We start from the raw sequence: 15,914 nt of genomic DNA, 5'->3' as shown, positions 1-15,914 counted from the left end.
GGGGCATGATCGCCTGGGGCACGCCGCGCGCCCGCGCGGTGCTGGCCACGACGATCCTCGGCTCCGGCATGGCGATGCTCGACGGCACGATCGTCAACGTCGCCCTGCCCCGCATCGGCGCCGAGCTCGACGCGTCCGTGACCGACCTGCAGTGGATCCTCAACGGCTACCTGCTGGCGCTGGCCTCGCTGATCCTCGTCGCCGGCTCGCTCGGCGACCGCTTCGGCCGCCGCCGCGTCTACGTGACCGGCGTCGTCTGGTTCGGCGTGGCGTCACTGCTGTGCGGCGTCGCCTGGAACGTCCCGGTGCTGGTCGAGGCCCGTGTGCTGCAGGGCGTGGGCGCGGCGCTGCTCACGCCCGGCGCGCTCGCGATCCTGCAGTCGTCGTTCAACCGGGAGGACCGCTCGCGTGCGATCGGCGCCTGGTCGGGCCTGTCCGGCGTGGCCACGGCGATCGGCCCGTTCGTCGGCGGGCTGCTGGTGCAGGCCTGGTCTTGGCGGCTCGCGTTCCTGGTCAACCTGCCGGTGGCGGCACTGTGCGTGTACCTCGCGCTGCGGTCGGTGCCGGAGTCGCGCGACGAGACGGCGGGGCACCCCCACTACCTCAGCGCGGTCGTCGGAGCCGCGGGGCTCGCGCTGCTGACCGGCGGCCTGGTCGAGCAGTCCTACCCGGTCGCGGCCCTCGGGCTGGTGGCCATGATCGCGTTCGGCGTGGTCCAGGCGCGCTCGCACGACCCGCTGGTGCCGCCGGAGCTGTTCCGCGACCGCACGTTCCTGGTCGCGAACCTGCTGACGTTCCTGGTCTACGCGGCACTGGGCGGCGTGATGGTGCTGCTCGTGCTCCAGCTGCAGGTGTCGCTGGGCTACTCGCCGACGGCGTCGGGCCTGGCCAGCGTGCCGATCACGATCATCATGCTGCTGGCGTCGTCGACCTCGGGCAAGATCGCCCAGCGGTACGGCCCGCGCGTGCAGCTCGTCGCCGGACCGGTCGTGGTGGGCCTGGGCATGCTGCTGCTGCGGGGCGCCCAGCCCGGTGCGGGCTACCTCACCGGCGTGCTGCCCGGCGTGCTGGTGTTCGGCCTCGGCCTGGCCGCCGTGGTCGCGCCGGTCACCGCGACCGTGCTGGCCTCGGCACCCGACCACCACGCGGGCGTCGCGTCGGGCGTGAACAACGCCGTGGCGCGCACCGGCAGCCTGCTCGCGATGGCCGTGCTGCCGGCCGCCGTGGGCATCACGGGCGAGGGCTACGCGGACCCCGCGGTCATGACCTCTGGCTGGCGGATGGCGCTCGTGCTGTGCGCGGTGGCGGCCATCGTCGGCGGCCTGCTCGCGCTCGGCGTGGACAACCGGGTGCTGGCCACCGACCACGAGCAGCCGGACAACCCGCACCCCGGCGACTGCCTGCACTGCGGCGTCGAGGGACCGCCGACGCACATCCGCTCAGGTGGCGAGAAGGCGAGCCAGTAGCGCGGGGTCGACGTTGCCGCCTGACACGACGGCGACCCCGCCCCCGCCCAGCCTGGCCTGGGCGGCCACGGCGACCGCACCGCTCGGCTCCGCGACCAGCCTGGCCCGCCTGGCCAGGTCCGCCACCGCCGCGAGGATCTCGTCCTCGGTCACCGTCACCACGTCGTCGACGTACCGGCTGATGTGCGCCCAGGTGAGCTCGGACGGCTCGTCGCGCAACGCGTCGGCGATCGTCTCCGCACGGGCCACGGGGTCCCAGCGCACCAGCTCACCGGCCCTGAACGAGTCCGCGACGTCCGCCGCGAGCGCCGGCTCAGCGCCGACCACCCGGACGTCCGGCTTGATCGCCTTCACGGCCGTCGCCACACCGGAGATCAGCCCGCCACCGGACATCGGCACCACCACGGTGTCCACCGACGGCAGGTCGGCGAGGACCTCCAGCCCGATCGTGCCCTGACCGGCGATCACGTCGGGGTGGTCGAACGGCGGGATCAGCACCGCACCGCGTTCGGCGACGAGCTCCCGCGCCCGCCGCACCCGCTCGGTGATCCCGACGATGAACACCTCCGCGCCCAGCGCCCGCGTCGCCGCGACCTTCACCTCGGGCGTGTTCGACGGCATCACGATCGCCGCGGGCACCCCGTGCAGCCGGGCGGCGTAGGCGACGGCCTGCGCGTGGTTGCCGCTGGAGTAGGCCACCACGCCGCGCGAGCGGTCCTCCAGCAGCGCCAGCGCGTTGAGCGCACCGCGCAGTTTGAAGGCGCCGATCGGCTGCAACGACTCCGGTTTCAGCCACCCCCGGCCGAACGGCAGCAGGGGCGTGCGCACCACGTGCGGTGCGATCCGCTCCGCCGCCGCCAGGACGTCTGGGAGCGCGATCATCCGAGGATCGACGCGAGCAGGGCCGGTTCGACGTTGCCGCCCGACACCACCGCGACGGTCTTGCCCTCCGGCAGCGACCGGTTCAGGTGGGCCGCGACGACGGTGGCACCGGACGGCTCCGCCACGGTCCGGGTGCGGCGCGCGATCTGCCGCACGGCGTCGCGGATCTCGTCCTCGGACACCGTGACGATGTCGTCCACGTACTCCTTGATGTGCGCCCACGTCAGCTCCGACGGCTCCGCGCGCAGGCCGTCCGCCGACGTGCGGGCACGGTCGTGCGCGTCCCACCGCACCAGCTCGCCCGCCTTGAGCGACGCGGCCGAGTCACCGGCCAGCTCCGGCTCGACACCGATCACGCGGGCGTTGGGGCACAACGCTTTCACGGCCACGGCGACACCGGAGACCAGCCCGCCGCCGCTCACCGGCACCAGCACCGTCGCCACGTCCGGCAGGTCCTCGCAGATCTCCAGGCCGACCGTGCCCTGCCCGGCGATCACGTCGAAGTGGTCGAACGGCGGGATCAGCGTGGCCCCGCGCTCCTCGACCAGCTCCGCCGCGCGCGACTCCCGTTCGGTGATGCCGACGACGAACACCTCGGCGCCGTGCGCGCGCGTCGCGTCGATCTTGAGCTGTGGCGTGTTCTCCGGCACCACGATCGCCGCCGTCATGCCGAGCGTCTTCGCCGCGTAGGCGACCGCTTGCGCGTGGTTACCGCTGGAGTACGCCACGACACCGCGCGCACGTTCCTCAGAAGGTATGCGGGACAACGCGTTCACCGCGCCGCGCTGCTTGAACGCGCCGATCGGCTGGAGGTTCTCCGGCTTGATCCACAGCGAGGAGTCGAAGGCCAGCAACGGGGTGCGGACGACGTGGGGGGCGATCGCGGCGGCGGCCGCGCGGATGTCCTCGATGGTCACCAGGCGCATGTGTCGATGATGCACGTCACCGGCGCACAACCGGTGAACTGTGCCCAACGTCCCACGTGTGTCATGGCTGATAAGGAGAAGATCACCCCCGTCAAGCTCGTCGCGAGCGTGCTCGCCGCCGTCACCGCGGCCGTGCTGAGCCTGCGCCTCAACGTGGTCGGCACGATCATCGGCGCGGTCCTCGCGAGTGTCGTCACCACCGTGGGAGCGGTGCTCTACCAGCGGTCCATGGAGCGCGAGAAGCGCTGGCAGGTCGTCGCCGTCGGCGGTCTGCTCGCGTTCGTCGTCGCGGTCCTCGCCGTCACGAGCGTCCAGCTCGTCTCCGGCACACCCGGCGGCACCGGTCCGGCGGAGCAGAAGGTCGAGCCGTCGACGTCCGCGGAACCGCAGAAATCGGTCAACCGCACCGAAAACAACCCGCCGCCGGCCACCGAGACGGTCACCGTCTCGCCGCCTCCGGGCACGTCCGGACGGTCGTCCGCCGAAAGCACCACGACCACTGCGCCGACCACCACGACGACAGGCTCGCCACCGCCCGCCGACGGCTCGACGCCTGTTCCAACGGGCGACCCCATTCGGTGATCACGTCACTACGTTGAGCGATAGTTAACTGTCAATTGCTACGCACCGCAGTTGATCTGTCGTGAGCTGTGACACACTTCGTCCACAGTCGGGTTCGGGCGTCATAGATAACAGGCCCGTAACGTCACTCGAACGGGCGAAAGTTTAGCTCCGAAAGAGACCGAAGGAGGGCGCGATGAGGCTCGTGGAAGGACCACTGGAGCGCAGTGCCCTCGGCCGAGAGGCCACGCGGAAGGAAGTGGGAGGGGTGGGGCGACCCCTGCCGCCGCCCCACCACCCGTCCCCCTAGAGCCCCCGAGAGAAGGTCCCTGCAACCGATCTCTCGGGTTCCCCTGCACCCGAAAGTGAGGGAGACGTCTTGATGAACCGCACGAGTGCGGCCCGTGTAACCGGTGCCGTTCTGCTCGCCACCGGAGTCGTGACTGCTCTCAGCGTACCGGCGTTTGGTGCGCCTGCCGCGCCGGTTGGCGGAACTGGTTCCGATACGGAGAGCTACCCGGCCGAGTTGCTCCAAGCGGTCGAGCGTGATTTGGGCCTGAACGCTGACCAGGCACGCGTCCGGTTGGCCTCTGACCTCAAGTCGAGCGAGATCGCCGAGCAGGCGAAGAGTTCGCTGGGCGACGCGTTCGGCGGAGCGTGGATCGACCAGGCGACCGGCAGGCTGACCGTTGCCGTGACCAAGTCCGGACTCTCCGTGACCGGCGCGGACACCAAGGTCGTGAAGAACTCGCTCACGCAGCTCAACGGGACCAAGTCGGTCCTCGACCTGATGAGCGCTCCCCAGTCGATCGCCAGCTGGCGCGTCGACGAGAAGTCCAACAGCGTCGTGGTCGAGGTCAACAAGACCAAGCGCGACGCCGCGGCGGAGCAGTTCATCGCCACCGCGAAGTCCGTCGGCTCGACCGTCACGGTCGAGGAGGTGACCGAGAACGCGACCCCGCTGTACGACCTGCGCGGTGGCGACGCCATCTACATGGGCAGCGGCGGCCGCTGCTCCCTGGGCTTCTCGGTGACCGGCGGCTTCGTGACGGCCGGCCACTGCGGCACCACCGGCACCTCGGTGTCCGGCTACAACCGCGTCGCGGCCGGTTCGTTCGCCGGCTCGGTCTTCCCCGGCAACGACATGGCGTGGGTCCGCACCAACTCCAACTGGACCCCGCGTCCGTGGGTGAACCGCTACAACGGCACCAACGTGACGGTGCAGGGCTCGACGGTGGCGGCCATCGGCGCGCAGATCTGCCGTTCGGGCTCCACGACCGGCTGGCGCTGCGGCACGGTCCAGGCCTACAACTCGACCGTGAACTACCCGCAGGGCACCGTCCGCGGCCTCACCCGCACCAACGCGTGCGCGGAGCCCGGTGACTCCGGTGGCTCGTGGGTGGCGGGTTCCGGCTTCGGCCAGGCCCAGGGCGTGACCTCCGGCGGTTCCGGCAACTGCACCTCCGGCGGCACGACCTACTTCCAGCCGGTCAACCCGATCCTGTCGCGCTGGGGCCTGACCCTGACCCGCGGCTAGGAGCTGCTCGCTAGCTGAACTGGACAGACCGTTTCGAGAGCCCGTACCAGAAGCCTTCAACGCTGGTACGGGCTTTCTCGTCGCTCGCGGCGCCCAGCGCGACGAAGAGCGGCGCGAAGTGCTCGGTCCGCGGGTGCGCGATGCCGGCCGCGGGTGCCTTCACCTGGAAGTCGAGCAATGCGTCCACGTCACCGCTCGCGAGCTGCCGGTGCGCCCAGTCGTCGAACTCCCGCGACCACGACGGCGGCGCGTAGTCCGGTCCGGCCGGGAAGTTCACGCAGCTCAGGTTGTGCGTCATGAACCCGCTTCCGACGATCAGCACGTTCTGCTCGCGCAACGGCGCCAGCTTCCGGCCGATCCCGTGCAGCGCGCGCGGGTCCAGCGTCGGCATCGACAGCTGCAGCACGGGCACGTCCGCGTCCGGGAACATCTCCTTGAGCGGCACGTAGGCGCCGTGGTCCAGCCCGCGCCGCTCGTCCTGCTCGACGTGGCCGAGCAGCTTGCGCACGTCCTCGGCCAGCTCCGGCGCGCCCGGTGCCGCGTAGGTGACCTCGTAGTAGCGCTGCGGGAAGCCCCAGAAGTCGTAGACCAGCGGGACGGTCGTGGTGGCGCCGATCGTCGTCGGTGCCTCCTCCCAGTGCGCGGAGACCACGAGCACGGCCTCCGGGCGCGGGAGCGTGGCGGACCAGTCCCTCAGCTCTCTGGTCCACGTGGCGTCGTCGGCCAGCGGGGGAGCCCCGTGGCTCAGGTACAGCACAGGTGCGCTCACGCCGTCGAGCGTACGCCGTTTTGTTCAAATTTCAACGATCAAGTTCAATTTTGAACGACCTGGCCGCGGCGCGCGGGTCCTCGGCGTCGGTGATGGCCCTGACCACGACCACCCGCGTGGCACCCGCGGCCATGACCTCGTGCAGGTTCCCCAGGTCGATGCCGCCGATCGCGAACCACGGCCGCTGCGAGCGGGTGGCGCGGACGAGGTCCAGCCCCGGAGCCGGGCGACCGGGCTTCGTCGGCGTCGGCCAGCACGGACCGGTGCAGAAGTAGTCGACGCCCGGCTCGCCGGCCGCCGCCCGCATCTGGTCCACGTCGTGCGTCGAGCGGCCGATCACCGGGCCGTCGCCGATGATCCGGCGGGCCAGCGGCACCGGCAGGTCGTCCTGACCGAGGTGCAGCACGTCGGCGTCCACGGCGTGCGCGATGTCCGCGCGGTCGTTGACGGCCAGCAGCTTCCCGTGGCGTTCAGCGGCTTCGGCGAGCACCTCGATCGCCGCGAGCTCCTGCCTGGCCTCCAGCGACTTGTCCCGCAGCTGGATGACGTCGACACCGCCGGAGAGGGCGGCGTCCGCGAACTCGGCCAGGTCGGGCCGGTCCGGGGTGCAGAGGTAGAGCGTCGCGTCGGCGAGTCGTTGCCTGATCAGGTTTCCGTCGAGTCCTGGCACGCACGCACGTTAACCGTTATGTTGAAGGCGGTCCGCACGGGAGCCTGGAGAAGACCGGGCTGAGAGGGAGCGTGGTTCGCTCCGACCGTCGAACCTGATCCGGGTCATGCCGGCGCAGGGAGCGTGAATGCCTTGAGCACTGTGGAAGTGACCGTCGTGGGCGGTGGTGTCATCGGCCTGTCCGTCGCGCTGTTCGCGGCACGGGCCGGCTACTCGGTCTCCGTGTCCGACCGCGGTTCCCCGCACGCGGGTTCGCGGGTCGCGGGCGGCATGCTCGCACCGCTCACCGAGGCGTGGCCGGGCGAGGAAGCCGTGGTGGCGCAGGGGGTCGAGGCGCTCGCGCTGTGGCCGGAGTTCGCCGCGTCGATCGGCGTGGAGCTGTTCACCGCGGGCACGCTGGCGGTCGGCACGTCCCCCGGCGACCTCACCGACCTGCGGCACGCGGGGGAGCTGCTGACCTCGCGCGAGATCCGCGCGTTCGAACCGTCGCTGGGCCCCGCCGTGCGCGGTGGGGTGCACACGAGCGACCTCGCCGTCGACAACCGGGCGCTGCTCTCCGCGCTGGAGAAGGCGTGCGCCGACGCCGGGGTGCGGTCCGATGTGGACGGCCGGGTCCGCGTGATCGCGGCCGGTGCGTGGAGCGCGGGGCTGCACCCGGCGCTGCGGGACGTGGTCCGGCCGGTCAAGGGCGAGATCCTGCGGCTCACCCACCGCCCCGGCGCGCTGCCACCGCCCCGGCACACGATCCGCGCGCTCGTGCAGGGCCGAGCCGTGTACCTGGTGCCGCGCACCGACGGTGTGGTCGTCGGCGCCACCCAGTACGAGGCTGGTTTCGACACCGACGTGACCGTGGCGGGCGTGCGGGACCTGTTGCGCGACGCGGAGGTCGTGCTGCCCGGCCTCGCCGAGTACGCGCTGACCGAGACCGCCGTCGGGTTCCGCGCGGGCAGCCCCGACAACGTGCCGGTCGTGCGGTGGCTCGAACCCGGCGTGATCGCCGCGACCGGCCACCACCGCAACGGCCTGCTGCTCGCCCCCCACACCGCACGCGAAGTGCTGCGGTTGCTCGAAGGAGGAACGTCGTGAAGGCGAAGGTGAACGGCACCTTCCGCGAGCTGTCCGACGGCACGTCGGTGGCCGCGGTGGTGTCGCTGGTGGGAGCGCCGGCCGCGGGCGTGGCCGTGGCGCTCGACGGTGCCGTGGTGCCCAAGGCGTTGTGGGACAGGACGATCGTGCCGGACGGCGGCGTGGTCGAGGTGCTGACCGCGGTCCAGGGAGGCTGACGTGGACGACCCGCTCGTCATCGCGGGCAAGGAGTTCCGCTCCCGCCTCATCACCGGCACCGGCGGTGCCGCGAACCTGTCCGTGCTCGAACGCGCCCTGGTGGCGTCCGGCACCGAGCTGACCACCGTGGCGATGCGCCGGGTCGACGCCGCCGGCCAGACCGGTGTGCTGGAGCTGTTGCGGCGCCTGGGCATCGAGGTGCTGCCGAACACCGCCGGCTGCCGCACCGCCGCCGAGGCCGTGCTGACCGCGCAGCTCGCCCGCGAGGCACTGGAGACGAACTGGGTCAAGCTGGAGGTCGTGCACGACGAGGAGACCCTGCTGCCCGACCCGGTCGAGCTCCTCGACGCCGCCGAACGGTTGGTGAACGACGGTTTCGTCGTGCTGCCCTACACCAACGACGACCCGGTGCTGGCGCTGAAGCTCCAGGACATCGGCTGCGCGACCGTGATGCCGCTGGGTTCGCCGATCGGCACCGGCCTCGGCATCCGCAACCCGCACAACATCGAGCTGATCACCGCCCGCGCCACCGTTCCGGTCGTGCTGGACGCGGGCATCGGCACCGCCTCCGATGCCGCGCTGGCCATGGAGCTCGGCTGTTCGGCGGTGCTCCTCGCCACCGCCGTCACCCGTGCCGGTGACCCGGAGCTGATGGGCGCCGCGATGCGCTGTGCCGTCGAGGGCGGCCGGCTCGCCCGGCTGGCCGGTCGCATCCCGCAGCGCTTCTGGGCGCAGGCCTCGTCACCGGGAATCTGAACGGCCCCAGGCAGTCGGTACCTCTCCTCCTCGGCGTTCGGGAACGGGGCCGTTCCCGAGGTCGTCTCCCTTCGCACGCGATAAAGCCGCGGTGGTGAACGCGCAGCCGCTACCGTGGGTGCACACGTGTTGGGGGATGATTGACCATTGCTGATTTCCGTCGAGGAGGACGACTAGCCGTGACGGCCCCCATTGACGCCGAGGTCGAGGACGCGACCGCGCGCCTGTACCTGGCGATCGGCCGGCTGGCCCGGTTGCTGCGCCGCACCGGATCGCCCGGACTCGGCCCCGGCGCGGTCTCCGCGCTGGCGACCCTCGCCCGCTGCGGCCCCATGCGCCTCGGTGACCTGGCGACGAAGGAGGGCGTGGCCCCGCCCACGCTGTCCCGCATCGTCGCCGCGCTGGTCGAGGCCGGGTACGTGAAGCGCGAACCCGACCCGCAGGACGGCCGCGCCTGGCTCGCCACCCCCACGCCCGAGGGCGAGACGATGGTGTCCGGTGTGCGCTCCGCACGCGTGCGCGAGCTGCAACGCCGCATCGAGCAGCTCACGCCCGAACACGTATCGGCCCTGGTCAACGCGCTGGACGCGCTGGAAACACTGGTCGGCGAAGAGTCGAAGTAGCGCCGTCGGTCCGCAACTCGACGAAATCGATCGTCACCGAGCCCGTTTTCGGTGCCCTCGCCGGGATAACCTCGCGGAGATCCTTCCGGCGAACATTGGGGCCACCGCATGAGTCGCCCGGTCGCGGTGCTGGACATCGACGGAACCGTCGCTGACGTCCAGCACCGCCTTCACCTGCTCAGTTCGGACTCGCCCGTCAGGTGGGCGAACTTCTTCGACGCGGCGGGAGGCGACGGGCTGCTGCGGCAGGGCGCGGCGCTGGCCCACAGGCTGGCGGTGGACCACGACATCGTGTGGCTCACCGGCAGACCCGTCCGGATCGCGGAGCTCACCCGGCGCTGGCTCGCCGAGTACGGGCTGCCGGCCGGCACGCTGCTGATGCAGCGGGAGGGGGACCGGCGACCCGCCCAGGTGGTCAAGCTCGAACGGCTCCAGGAGATCCGGCACCGCCGCACGGTCGTCATGGTCGTGGACGACGACCCGCGCGTGGTGAGCCACCTCCGCGAGGCCGGCCTGCCCGTCCACCACGCGTCGTGGTCGCACTGGACTCCGACGCAGGCCAACGAGGGCTGAGTCCCCACCCGGTCACCGGGACGGGTCGGCCGAGGCGGCGAACAGGTCGTGCAACGCCCGGTTGAAGGCGTCGAACTCCGCGACCAGCACCTCGCGCGTCTGCGCCGGCACGTCCGCGGCCATCGCCACCAAGGCGGGGGTTGGCCACCCTGCACACCGTGCTGCAGGCGGAGCACCTGGCCCGCGACGACGAGATCACCGAACGGTTCCGCCGCCGCAACCGGCTCCTGCGCGGCCACTTCGCCAAGACGCTGGGCGAAGCGGCCGCGACGGAGCTCATCGCGTTCCTCGAAGGAGCGCTCACGGTCTGGTTGCTCGACCCCGAGCAGACCGACCTGCGGGCGATGTGCGCCCGCTACCTGTCCAACCTCCACAGCGGCGACACCGGCCCGACCCCCGAACCCAGGGGGTAGGCCGCCGCCACGGACCTCACGATGAAGTCCTTGCCGAACCGCACCGCGTCCGGCACCGACGCCCCGTGCGCCAGCGCCGAGCTGATCGACGACGCCAGCGTGTCACCGCTGCCGTGCGTGTTCTCGGTGTCGTAGCGCGGGCCGGGCAGCTCCACGAACTCGCGGCCGTCGTACAGCAGGTCCAGGCACTCCGGGTCGTCCCACATGTGGCCGCCCTTGACCAGCACCCACTCCGGTCCCAGCTCGTGCAGCGCCTGCGCCGCAAGGCGCTGGTCCGCGCGGTCCTTCACCGCGATACCGGTGATCAGCCGCACCTCGTCGAGGTTCGGCGTCACCAGCGTCGCCCGCGGGAACAGCAGGCCCTTCAACGCCTCCAGCGCCGAGTCCGCCAGCAGCTGGTCGCCGTGCATCGACGCCGACACCGGGTCGACGACGAACGGCACACCACCGCGGCCGATCCCGGCCGCGTCCAGCGCCGGCGTGATCGCCTCGATGATCGCCGCCGACGCCAGCATCCCGGTCTTCGCCGCCTGCACCCCGATGTCGGAGGCCACCGACGCGATCTGCGCAGCCACGACGTCGGGCGGGATCTCGTGCACCCCCGTGACGCCGAGGGAGTTCTGCACGGTCGCGGCCGTCAGCGCCACGCACCCGTGCACCCCGCACGCGAACATCGTGCGCAGGTCCGCCTGGATGCCCGCACCACCGCCGGAGTCGCTCCCGGCGATGGTGAGGGCCCTCGGAGGTGTCACGAAGTCTCCACCACGGGCAGGTAGACCTTGTTGCCGGTGCCGGCGAACTCACCGGACTTCTCCGCCATGCCGGCCTCGATGGCCTCCACAGTGGACAGCCCGCGTTCCTCGGCGTAGCGCCGCACGTCCTGCGTGATCTTCATCGAGCAGAACTTCGGCCCGCACATCGAGCAGAAGTGCGCCGTCTTCGCCGGTTCGGCGGGCAGCGTCTCGTCGTGGAACGAGCGGGCCGTGTCCGGGTCCAGCGAGAGGTTGAACTGGTCCTCCCACCGGAACTCGAACCGCGCCTTCGACAGCGCGTCGTCCCAGTCCTGCGCGCCGGGGTGGCCCTTGGCCAGGTCCGCGGAGTGCGCCGCGATCTTGTACGTGATCACGCCGGTCTTCACGTCGTCCCGGTTGGGCAGGCCCAGGTGCTCCTTGGGCGTGACGTAGCAGAGCATCGCGGTGCCCAGCCAGCCGATCTGCGCCGCACCGATCGCCGACGTGATGTGGTCGTAGGCCGGTGCGATGTCCGTGGCCAGCGGCCCGAGGGTGTAGAACGGCGCCTCACCGCACCACTCCTCCTCCAGCCGGACGTTCTCGGCGATCTTGTGCATCGGCACGTGGCCGGGGCCCTCGATCATCACCTGGACGTCCTTGGCGCGGGCGATGTGCGTCAGCTCGCCCAGGGTGCGCAGCTCCGCGAACTGCGCCTCGTCGTTGGCGTCCGCGATCGAGCCCGGCCGCAGGCCGTCACCCAGCGAGAACGTCACGTCGTAGGCCCGCAGGATGTCGCACAGCTCCTCGAAGTGCGTGTAGAGGAACGACTCCCGGTGGTGCGCGAGGCACCACGCGGCCATGATCGACCCGCCGCGCGACACGATGCCGGTGACGCGCTTGGCCGTGAGCGGCACGTACCGCAGCAGCACGCCCGCGTGCACGGTCATGTAGTCGACGCCCTGCTCGCACTGCTCGACCACGGTGTCGCGGTAGATCTCCCAGGTCAGCGCCGCTGGGTCGCCGTTGACCTTCTCCAGCGCCTGGTAGATCGGCACCGTGCCGACCGGGACGGGGGAGTTGCGCAGGATCCACTCGCGGGTCTCGTGGATGCGCTTGCCCGTGGAGAGGTCCATGATCGTGTCGGCGCCCCAGCGGGTCGCCCACACCATCTTCTCCACCTCGTCCTCGATCGACGACGACACCGCGGAGTTGCCGATGTTCGCGTTGATCTTGACGAGGAACTTCTTGCCGATGATCATCGGCTCGGCCTCGGGGTGCTTGCGGTTCAACGGGATGACCGCGCGCCCGATGGCCACCTCGGCGCGCACGAACTCCGCGTCGAGGTTCTCCCGCGCCGCCACGTAGCGCATCTCCGGGGTGATGATCCCGGCCTTCGCGTACGCGAGCTGGCTGACGGCTCCGTTGATCGGTTCCCGTGCGGCGACCCACCCCGACCTCAGGTCGGGTAGTCCACTGTGGACGTCGATGGTCGCGTTGTCGTCGGTATACGGACCGGAAGTGTCGTACAGATCGACATGCTCGCCGTTGGTCAGCTCGACCCTGCGGTGGGGCACGCGGATGTCCGGGGACACCTCGCGGTACACCTTGCGCGAGCCCGAGATCGGGCCGGTGGTCACACTGGGCTTGACCGAACGGTCGTCAAGTGCCGTCACGACATTCCTCCCTACGCCGGCATTACCCGGTCAGGTTCAGGCGGTCGGTGACACCGGCACGACGGCCAGTCACCCTCTCAGCCCGCTCAGGCGCGAGCTCCCGCGTTGTGTTCAGTTGTCGAGACCCGACCATAGTCACGGTGCGCCGCGGCTGCCAAGGCCGCCTTTTGCCCCTAATCTTCTCCCCGTGGCTGATCACCAGCCGTTCCCGCCCGGCGCGCGGCGCGGTCAACGTCCCGCTGTCGTCTCCGCATGCCCTTCGTGCGGTGAGCTCGCGGGTCGCGGCTACCCCGACTGCGGGTTCTGCGCCGAGCTGCTCGACCAGTTCTGGCTCGCGGACTGGGAGGAGCTGCGGACGTCCTCGCAGCTCGCCGACCGGGAGCTGGCCGAGCTGGTCACCTCCGCCGACGTGGGCGTGTATCCCTGGACCTGCGTCGACTGGGCGATGACCCTGCTCGCGTGCTCCCGCTGCGGTGCCGAGCTCGGCACCGGGCCGGTCGAGTGCGTGCGCTGCGCGGTCACCGAGGAGCGCCGGTGGAACTGGGACCACACGGCGCACCCGGCGACCATGAGCGCGAACGAGCACCTGCTGCGCGTCGCGCGGTCGGTCCTGCGCGCCCCGCACCGCAAGCGCTCGGCCGTCGTGCAGGCGTGGAAGCTCGTCCTGCCGTTCCTCATCGTGGGCGAGGTGATCGACTTCGGCCGGCTCGACCGCGTCCGCGCCCACGTCCTGGCGGGTGGCTACGAGCCGCTGGCCCGCTGCCACACCCTCGCTGAGCTGGCCGGACTCCCCGAGCTGTTCTGGCGCCGCGGCGGCCCGACGTCAACGCGGGTCGAGTACCAGCCGGACTCCGAGCGCCAGCAGCACGCCGCCCGACAGCTTCTCCAGAGCCGTGCGCACCCGCGGCCGGGCGAGCCAGCCGCGGACGGCGTGCAGGACCGCGACGACGACCAGGTACCAGACGGTGTCGACCACGACCCAGCCGGCGGCCAGGAGGAGCAGAACCCCCTGGCCGGACTCCCCGGCCGGCGCGAACTGCGGTAGGAACGAGATCGCGAACACGCCCAGCTTCGGGTTCGCCAGGTTGACGACCAGCCCGCTGCGGAACGCGCGGCCGGGCGGTGGCGCCTCGGTCGGCAGGCTCCTGCTGACCAGCGCTTTCACGCCCAGGTAGACCAGGAAGACCGCGCCGCCGATCCGCAGCGCGTGGTAGGCGATCTCCGACGCCGTGAGCAGCACCGACAGGCCGAGCGCCGCGGCGACGGCCCAGCACGCCACGCCGACCTCCATGCCGAACACCGTCGCCAGTGCGGCCCGCCGCCCGTGCACCGACTGTCGCAGGACCACGGCCGTACCGGGTCCTGGCGACAGTGCGATGAGGAACGAGGCCGCGACGAAGGCGACGATGTTTTCCAGTGGCATGCCCCTGATGGTCGCCGACGGCCGCAAGCCGGTTTCTTGACCTGGAGCGCGCTCCAGGATGTTCGCTGACCGGCATGACGGATCTGGGGAAGCTGGGTTTCGGGACGTGGGCCATGGGTGGCCCGTACACCTTCGACGGCGAGCCGGTCGGCTGGGGACCGTCCGACGACGCGGAGTCGGTCAGGGCGCTGCGGCGGGCGCTGGACCTGGGCGTGACGCTCTTCGACACCGCCGACACCTACGGCTGCGGCCACTCGGAGACACTGGTGGGGCAAGCGTTTGCGGGCGTCCGCGACCAGGTCGTGATCGCCACCAAGTGGGGGTTCACGTTCGACGCGGAGACCCGCCGGATGACGGGGACGGACGGATCGGTCGGGCACCTGCGCCGTGCCGTCGAGGGGTCGCTGCGGCGCCTGGGCACCGACCGGATCGACCTGTACCAGCTGCACATCGGCGACCTGCCGCTCGACCGGGCGGCGCTGCTGCGCGACGAGTGCGAGGCGCTGGTCGCGCAGGGCAAGATCCGGTCCTACGGCTGGAGCACCGACGACCCGGAACGGGCCAGGTTCTTCACCGAGAAGCCGCACGGCATCGCCGCGCAGGCCGACGTCAACGTGCTGTTCGACAACCCGGAGATGTACGCGGGGGAGTACGCGGTCCTGTGCCGCCGTCCGCTCGCGATGGGTCTGCTGGCACGCGAGACGTTCGACGTGCTGCCGGCGGACGACGTGCGCGTCACCAACCCGGCGTGGCTGCGGTTCTTCGTCGACGGCCGCCCGTCACCGGAGTACTTCCGGGCCCGCGAGGCGGTCAGGGACGTGCTGACCTCCGGCGGCCGGACGCTGGTCCAGGGCGCGCTGGCGTGGTTCTGGGCGCGTTCTCCCCGGCTCGTCCCCATCCCGGGGGTGCGCACGGTGGCGCAGGTCGAGGAGAACGCGGCCGCACTGCGGTTCGGCCCGCTGACACCGGACGAGCTCGCCCAGGTCGAGTCCGTCCTGCGCTGGTCCGTCCTGCGTCAGTCGGTTTCTTCGTCGTCGAAGTAGTCGGGGTCGGCGGGGTCCCAGGACAGGCCCGGCTGGCCCCACTCGTTGTCGCGCAGCATCCGCTTCGACTCCCTCTTGTACCGGCCGACGAGGCGGTCGATGTAGAGGTAGCCGTCGAGGTGGTCGGTCTCGTGCTGGAGGCAGCGCGCGAAGAACCCGGTGCCCTCGACCTCGAACGGCTGCCCGTCGAGGTCCTGGCCCGTGCACTTCGCCCACCGGGCGCGTCCGGTCGGGTACGCCTCGCCGGGCACCGACAGGCAGCCCTCGAAGTCGTCGTCCGGGTCCGGCATGGTCTCGGGGACCTCGGAGGTCTCGATCCGCGGGTTCACGATCACCCCGCGGTGCTGCACGCCCTCGTCGTCCGGGCAGTCGTACACGAAGACCCGCAGGTCGACACCGATCTGGTTGGCGGCGAGCCCGACTCCGCGAGCTGCTGCCATCGTCTCGAACATGTCGTCGACGAGCGTCTTCAGCTCGGTGTCGAACTCGGTGACCTCACGCGTGGGGTTGTGAAGTACGGGGTCACCAGCGATCACGATGCGGTGCACGGCCATGGTCAGACTTTAAGCCGTCCAAAACTGTCG

Annotated in this window: 18 protein-coding genes and 2 riboswitches; of the genes, 10 read left to right on the top strand and 8 right to left on the bottom strand. The window is 71.2% G+C overall.

Annotation, left to right across the window (positions count from 1 at the left end):
- The first annotated feature begins 5 nt into the window (after nt 1-5).
- Nucleotides 6-1,466 carry an MFS transporter gene (locus ACZ7CD_RS15240; RefSeq protein ID WP_470379096.1) on the top strand — a complete coding sequence of 487 codons (1,461 nt, stop codon included), beginning with the start codon at nt 6-8 and terminating at the stop codon, nt 1,464-1,466.
- Here ACZ7CD_RS15240 and ACZ7CD_RS15235 read toward each other — a convergent pair.
- Both ACZ7CD_RS15235 and ACZ7CD_RS15230 read right to left on the bottom strand, forming a co-directional pair.
- Nucleotides 1,440-2,348, bottom strand: a complete 909-nt coding sequence (locus ACZ7CD_RS15235) for a threonine ammonia-lyase (RefSeq protein ID WP_458429586.1) — start codon at nt 2,346-2,348, stop codon at nt 1,440-1,442. The two genes, ACZ7CD_RS15240 and ACZ7CD_RS15235, sit on opposite strands and share 27 nt — an antisense overlap.
- A complete protein-coding gene (locus tag ACZ7CD_RS15230) occupies nt 2,345-3,274 on the bottom strand; it encodes a threonine ammonia-lyase (protein WP_360385397.1) in 930 nt (309 codons plus the stop codon). The genes ACZ7CD_RS15235 and ACZ7CD_RS15230 overlap by 4 nt, the downstream gene beginning before the upstream one ends.
- A 63-nt stretch (nt 3,275-3,337) precedes the next feature.
- Here ACZ7CD_RS15230 and ACZ7CD_RS15225 point away from each other — a divergent pair, with 63 nt between their 5' ends.
- Nucleotides 3,338-3,856 (top strand): hypothetical protein, encoded by a 519-nt coding sequence (locus ACZ7CD_RS15225; RefSeq protein WP_458429585.1) that lies wholly within the window; start codon nt 3,338-3,340, stop codon nt 3,854-3,856.
- Nucleotides 3,857-4,418: 562 nt separating this feature from the next.
- Entirely contained in the window at nt 4,419-5,372 is a 954-nt protein-coding gene (locus ACZ7CD_RS15220; protein ID WP_360385401.1) for a S1 family peptidase, read from the top strand.
- A 10-nt stretch (nt 5,373-5,382) separates the two neighbouring features.
- Here ACZ7CD_RS15220 and ACZ7CD_RS15215 read toward each other — a convergent pair whose 3' ends face one another.
- Both ACZ7CD_RS15215 and thiE read right to left on the bottom strand, forming a co-directional pair.
- Nucleotides 5,383-6,141, bottom strand: a complete 759-nt coding sequence (locus ACZ7CD_RS15215; RefSeq protein ID WP_470379095.1) for a dioxygenase family protein — start codon at nt 6,139-6,141, stop codon at nt 5,383-5,385.
- A 31-nt stretch (nt 6,142-6,172) separates the two neighbouring features.
- Nucleotides 6,173-6,811 carry a thiamine phosphate synthase gene (gene thiE / locus ACZ7CD_RS15210; protein WP_458429583.1) on the bottom strand — a complete coding sequence of 213 codons (639 nt, stop codon included), beginning with the start codon at nt 6,809-6,811 and terminating at the stop codon, nt 6,173-6,175.
- A 26-nt stretch (nt 6,812-6,837) separates the two neighbouring features.
- Nucleotides 6,838-6,949: riboswitch (TPP riboswitch) on the top strand.
- Here thiE and ACZ7CD_RS15205 point away from each other — a divergent pair.
- The 6 genes from ACZ7CD_RS15205 to ACZ7CD_RS15180 all read left to right on the top strand — a co-directional run bounded on the left by ACZ7CD_RS15205 (nt 6,935) and on the right by ACZ7CD_RS15180 (nt 10,460).
- The gene (locus tag ACZ7CD_RS15205) at nt 6,935-7,897 is read left to right on the top strand and encodes an FAD-dependent oxidoreductase (RefSeq protein ID WP_470379094.1); all 963 of its coding nucleotides are present in this window, start codon (nt 6,935-6,937) and stop codon (nt 7,895-7,897) included. It overlaps the preceding riboswitch by 15 nt.
- Nucleotides 7,894-8,094, top strand: coding sequence for a sulfur carrier protein ThiS (gene thiS, locus ACZ7CD_RS15200; RefSeq protein WP_458429581.1), 201 nt, complete (start codon nt 7,894-7,896; stop codon nt 8,092-8,094). The genes ACZ7CD_RS15205 and thiS overlap by 4 nt, the downstream gene beginning before the upstream one ends.
- A 1-nt stretch (nt 8,095) precedes the next feature.
- Nucleotides 8,096-8,851, top strand: coding sequence for a thiazole synthase (gene thiG / locus ACZ7CD_RS15195; RefSeq protein WP_360385409.1), 756 nt, complete (start codon nt 8,096-8,098; stop codon nt 8,849-8,851).
- Between the two features lie 179 nt (nt 8,852-9,030).
- Nucleotides 9,031-9,474, top strand: a complete 444-nt coding sequence (locus tag ACZ7CD_RS15190; protein WP_237048146.1) for a MarR family winged helix-turn-helix transcriptional regulator — start codon at nt 9,031-9,033, stop codon at nt 9,472-9,474.
- 108 nt (nt 9,475-9,582) lie between these two features.
- A complete protein-coding gene (locus ACZ7CD_RS15185) occupies nt 9,583-10,047 on the top strand; it encodes a phosphatase domain-containing protein (RefSeq protein WP_360385412.1) in 465 nt (154 codons plus the stop codon).
- Between the two features lie 158 nt (nt 10,048-10,205).
- Nucleotides 10,206-10,460: a hypothetical protein gene (locus tag ACZ7CD_RS15180; RefSeq protein WP_360385414.1), complete on the top strand. Its 255-nt coding sequence runs from the start codon at nt 10,206-10,208 to the stop codon at nt 10,458-10,460.
- Here the strand turns inward: ACZ7CD_RS15180 and thiD are convergent.
- From thiD to ACZ7CD_RS15165, 3 genes are all read right to left on the bottom strand, one after another.
- Nucleotides 10,403-11,212 (bottom strand): bifunctional hydroxymethylpyrimidine kinase/phosphomethylpyrimidine kinase, encoded by an 810-nt coding sequence (thiD, locus tag ACZ7CD_RS15175; RefSeq protein ID WP_458429580.1) that lies wholly within the window; start codon nt 11,210-11,212, stop codon nt 10,403-10,405. The genes ACZ7CD_RS15180 and thiD overlap by 58 nt on opposite strands.
- Nucleotides 11,209-12,864, bottom strand: a complete 1,656-nt coding sequence (thiC, locus tag ACZ7CD_RS15170) for a phosphomethylpyrimidine synthase ThiC (protein WP_360385418.1) — start codon at nt 12,862-12,864, stop codon at nt 11,209-11,211. The genes thiD and thiC overlap by 4 nt, the downstream gene beginning before the upstream one ends.
- Nucleotides 12,854-12,978: riboswitch (TPP riboswitch) on the bottom strand. It overlaps the preceding gene by 11 nt.
- Before the next feature lie 709 nt (nt 12,979-13,687).
- A complete protein-coding gene (locus tag ACZ7CD_RS15165) occupies nt 13,688-14,287 on the bottom strand; it encodes a LysE family translocator (protein ID WP_360385420.1) in 600 nt (199 codons plus the stop codon).
- A gap of 74 nt (nt 14,288-14,361) precedes the next feature.
- On the opposite strand from ACZ7CD_RS15165, the gene ACZ7CD_RS15160 reads away from it, so the two are divergent.
- The gene (locus ACZ7CD_RS15160; RefSeq protein WP_470379093.1) at nt 14,362-15,330 is read left to right on the top strand and encodes an aldo/keto reductase; all 969 of its coding nucleotides are present in this window, start codon (nt 14,362-14,364) and stop codon (nt 15,328-15,330) included.
- On the opposite strand, the gene ACZ7CD_RS15155 is transcribed toward ACZ7CD_RS15160, so the two are convergent.
- On the bottom strand, nt 15,303-15,884 hold the full coding sequence (locus ACZ7CD_RS15155) for a peptide deformylase (RefSeq protein ID WP_470379092.1): 582 nt from the start codon (nt 15,882-15,884) through the stop codon (nt 15,303-15,305). The genes ACZ7CD_RS15160 and ACZ7CD_RS15155 overlap by 28 nt on opposite strands.
- Between the last annotated feature and the right edge of the window lie 30 nt (nt 15,885-15,914).

Source organism: Lentzea sp. NPDC036949 (assembly GCF_055608075.1).
This window is presented reverse-complemented; position numbering and strand designations above follow the sequence as displayed.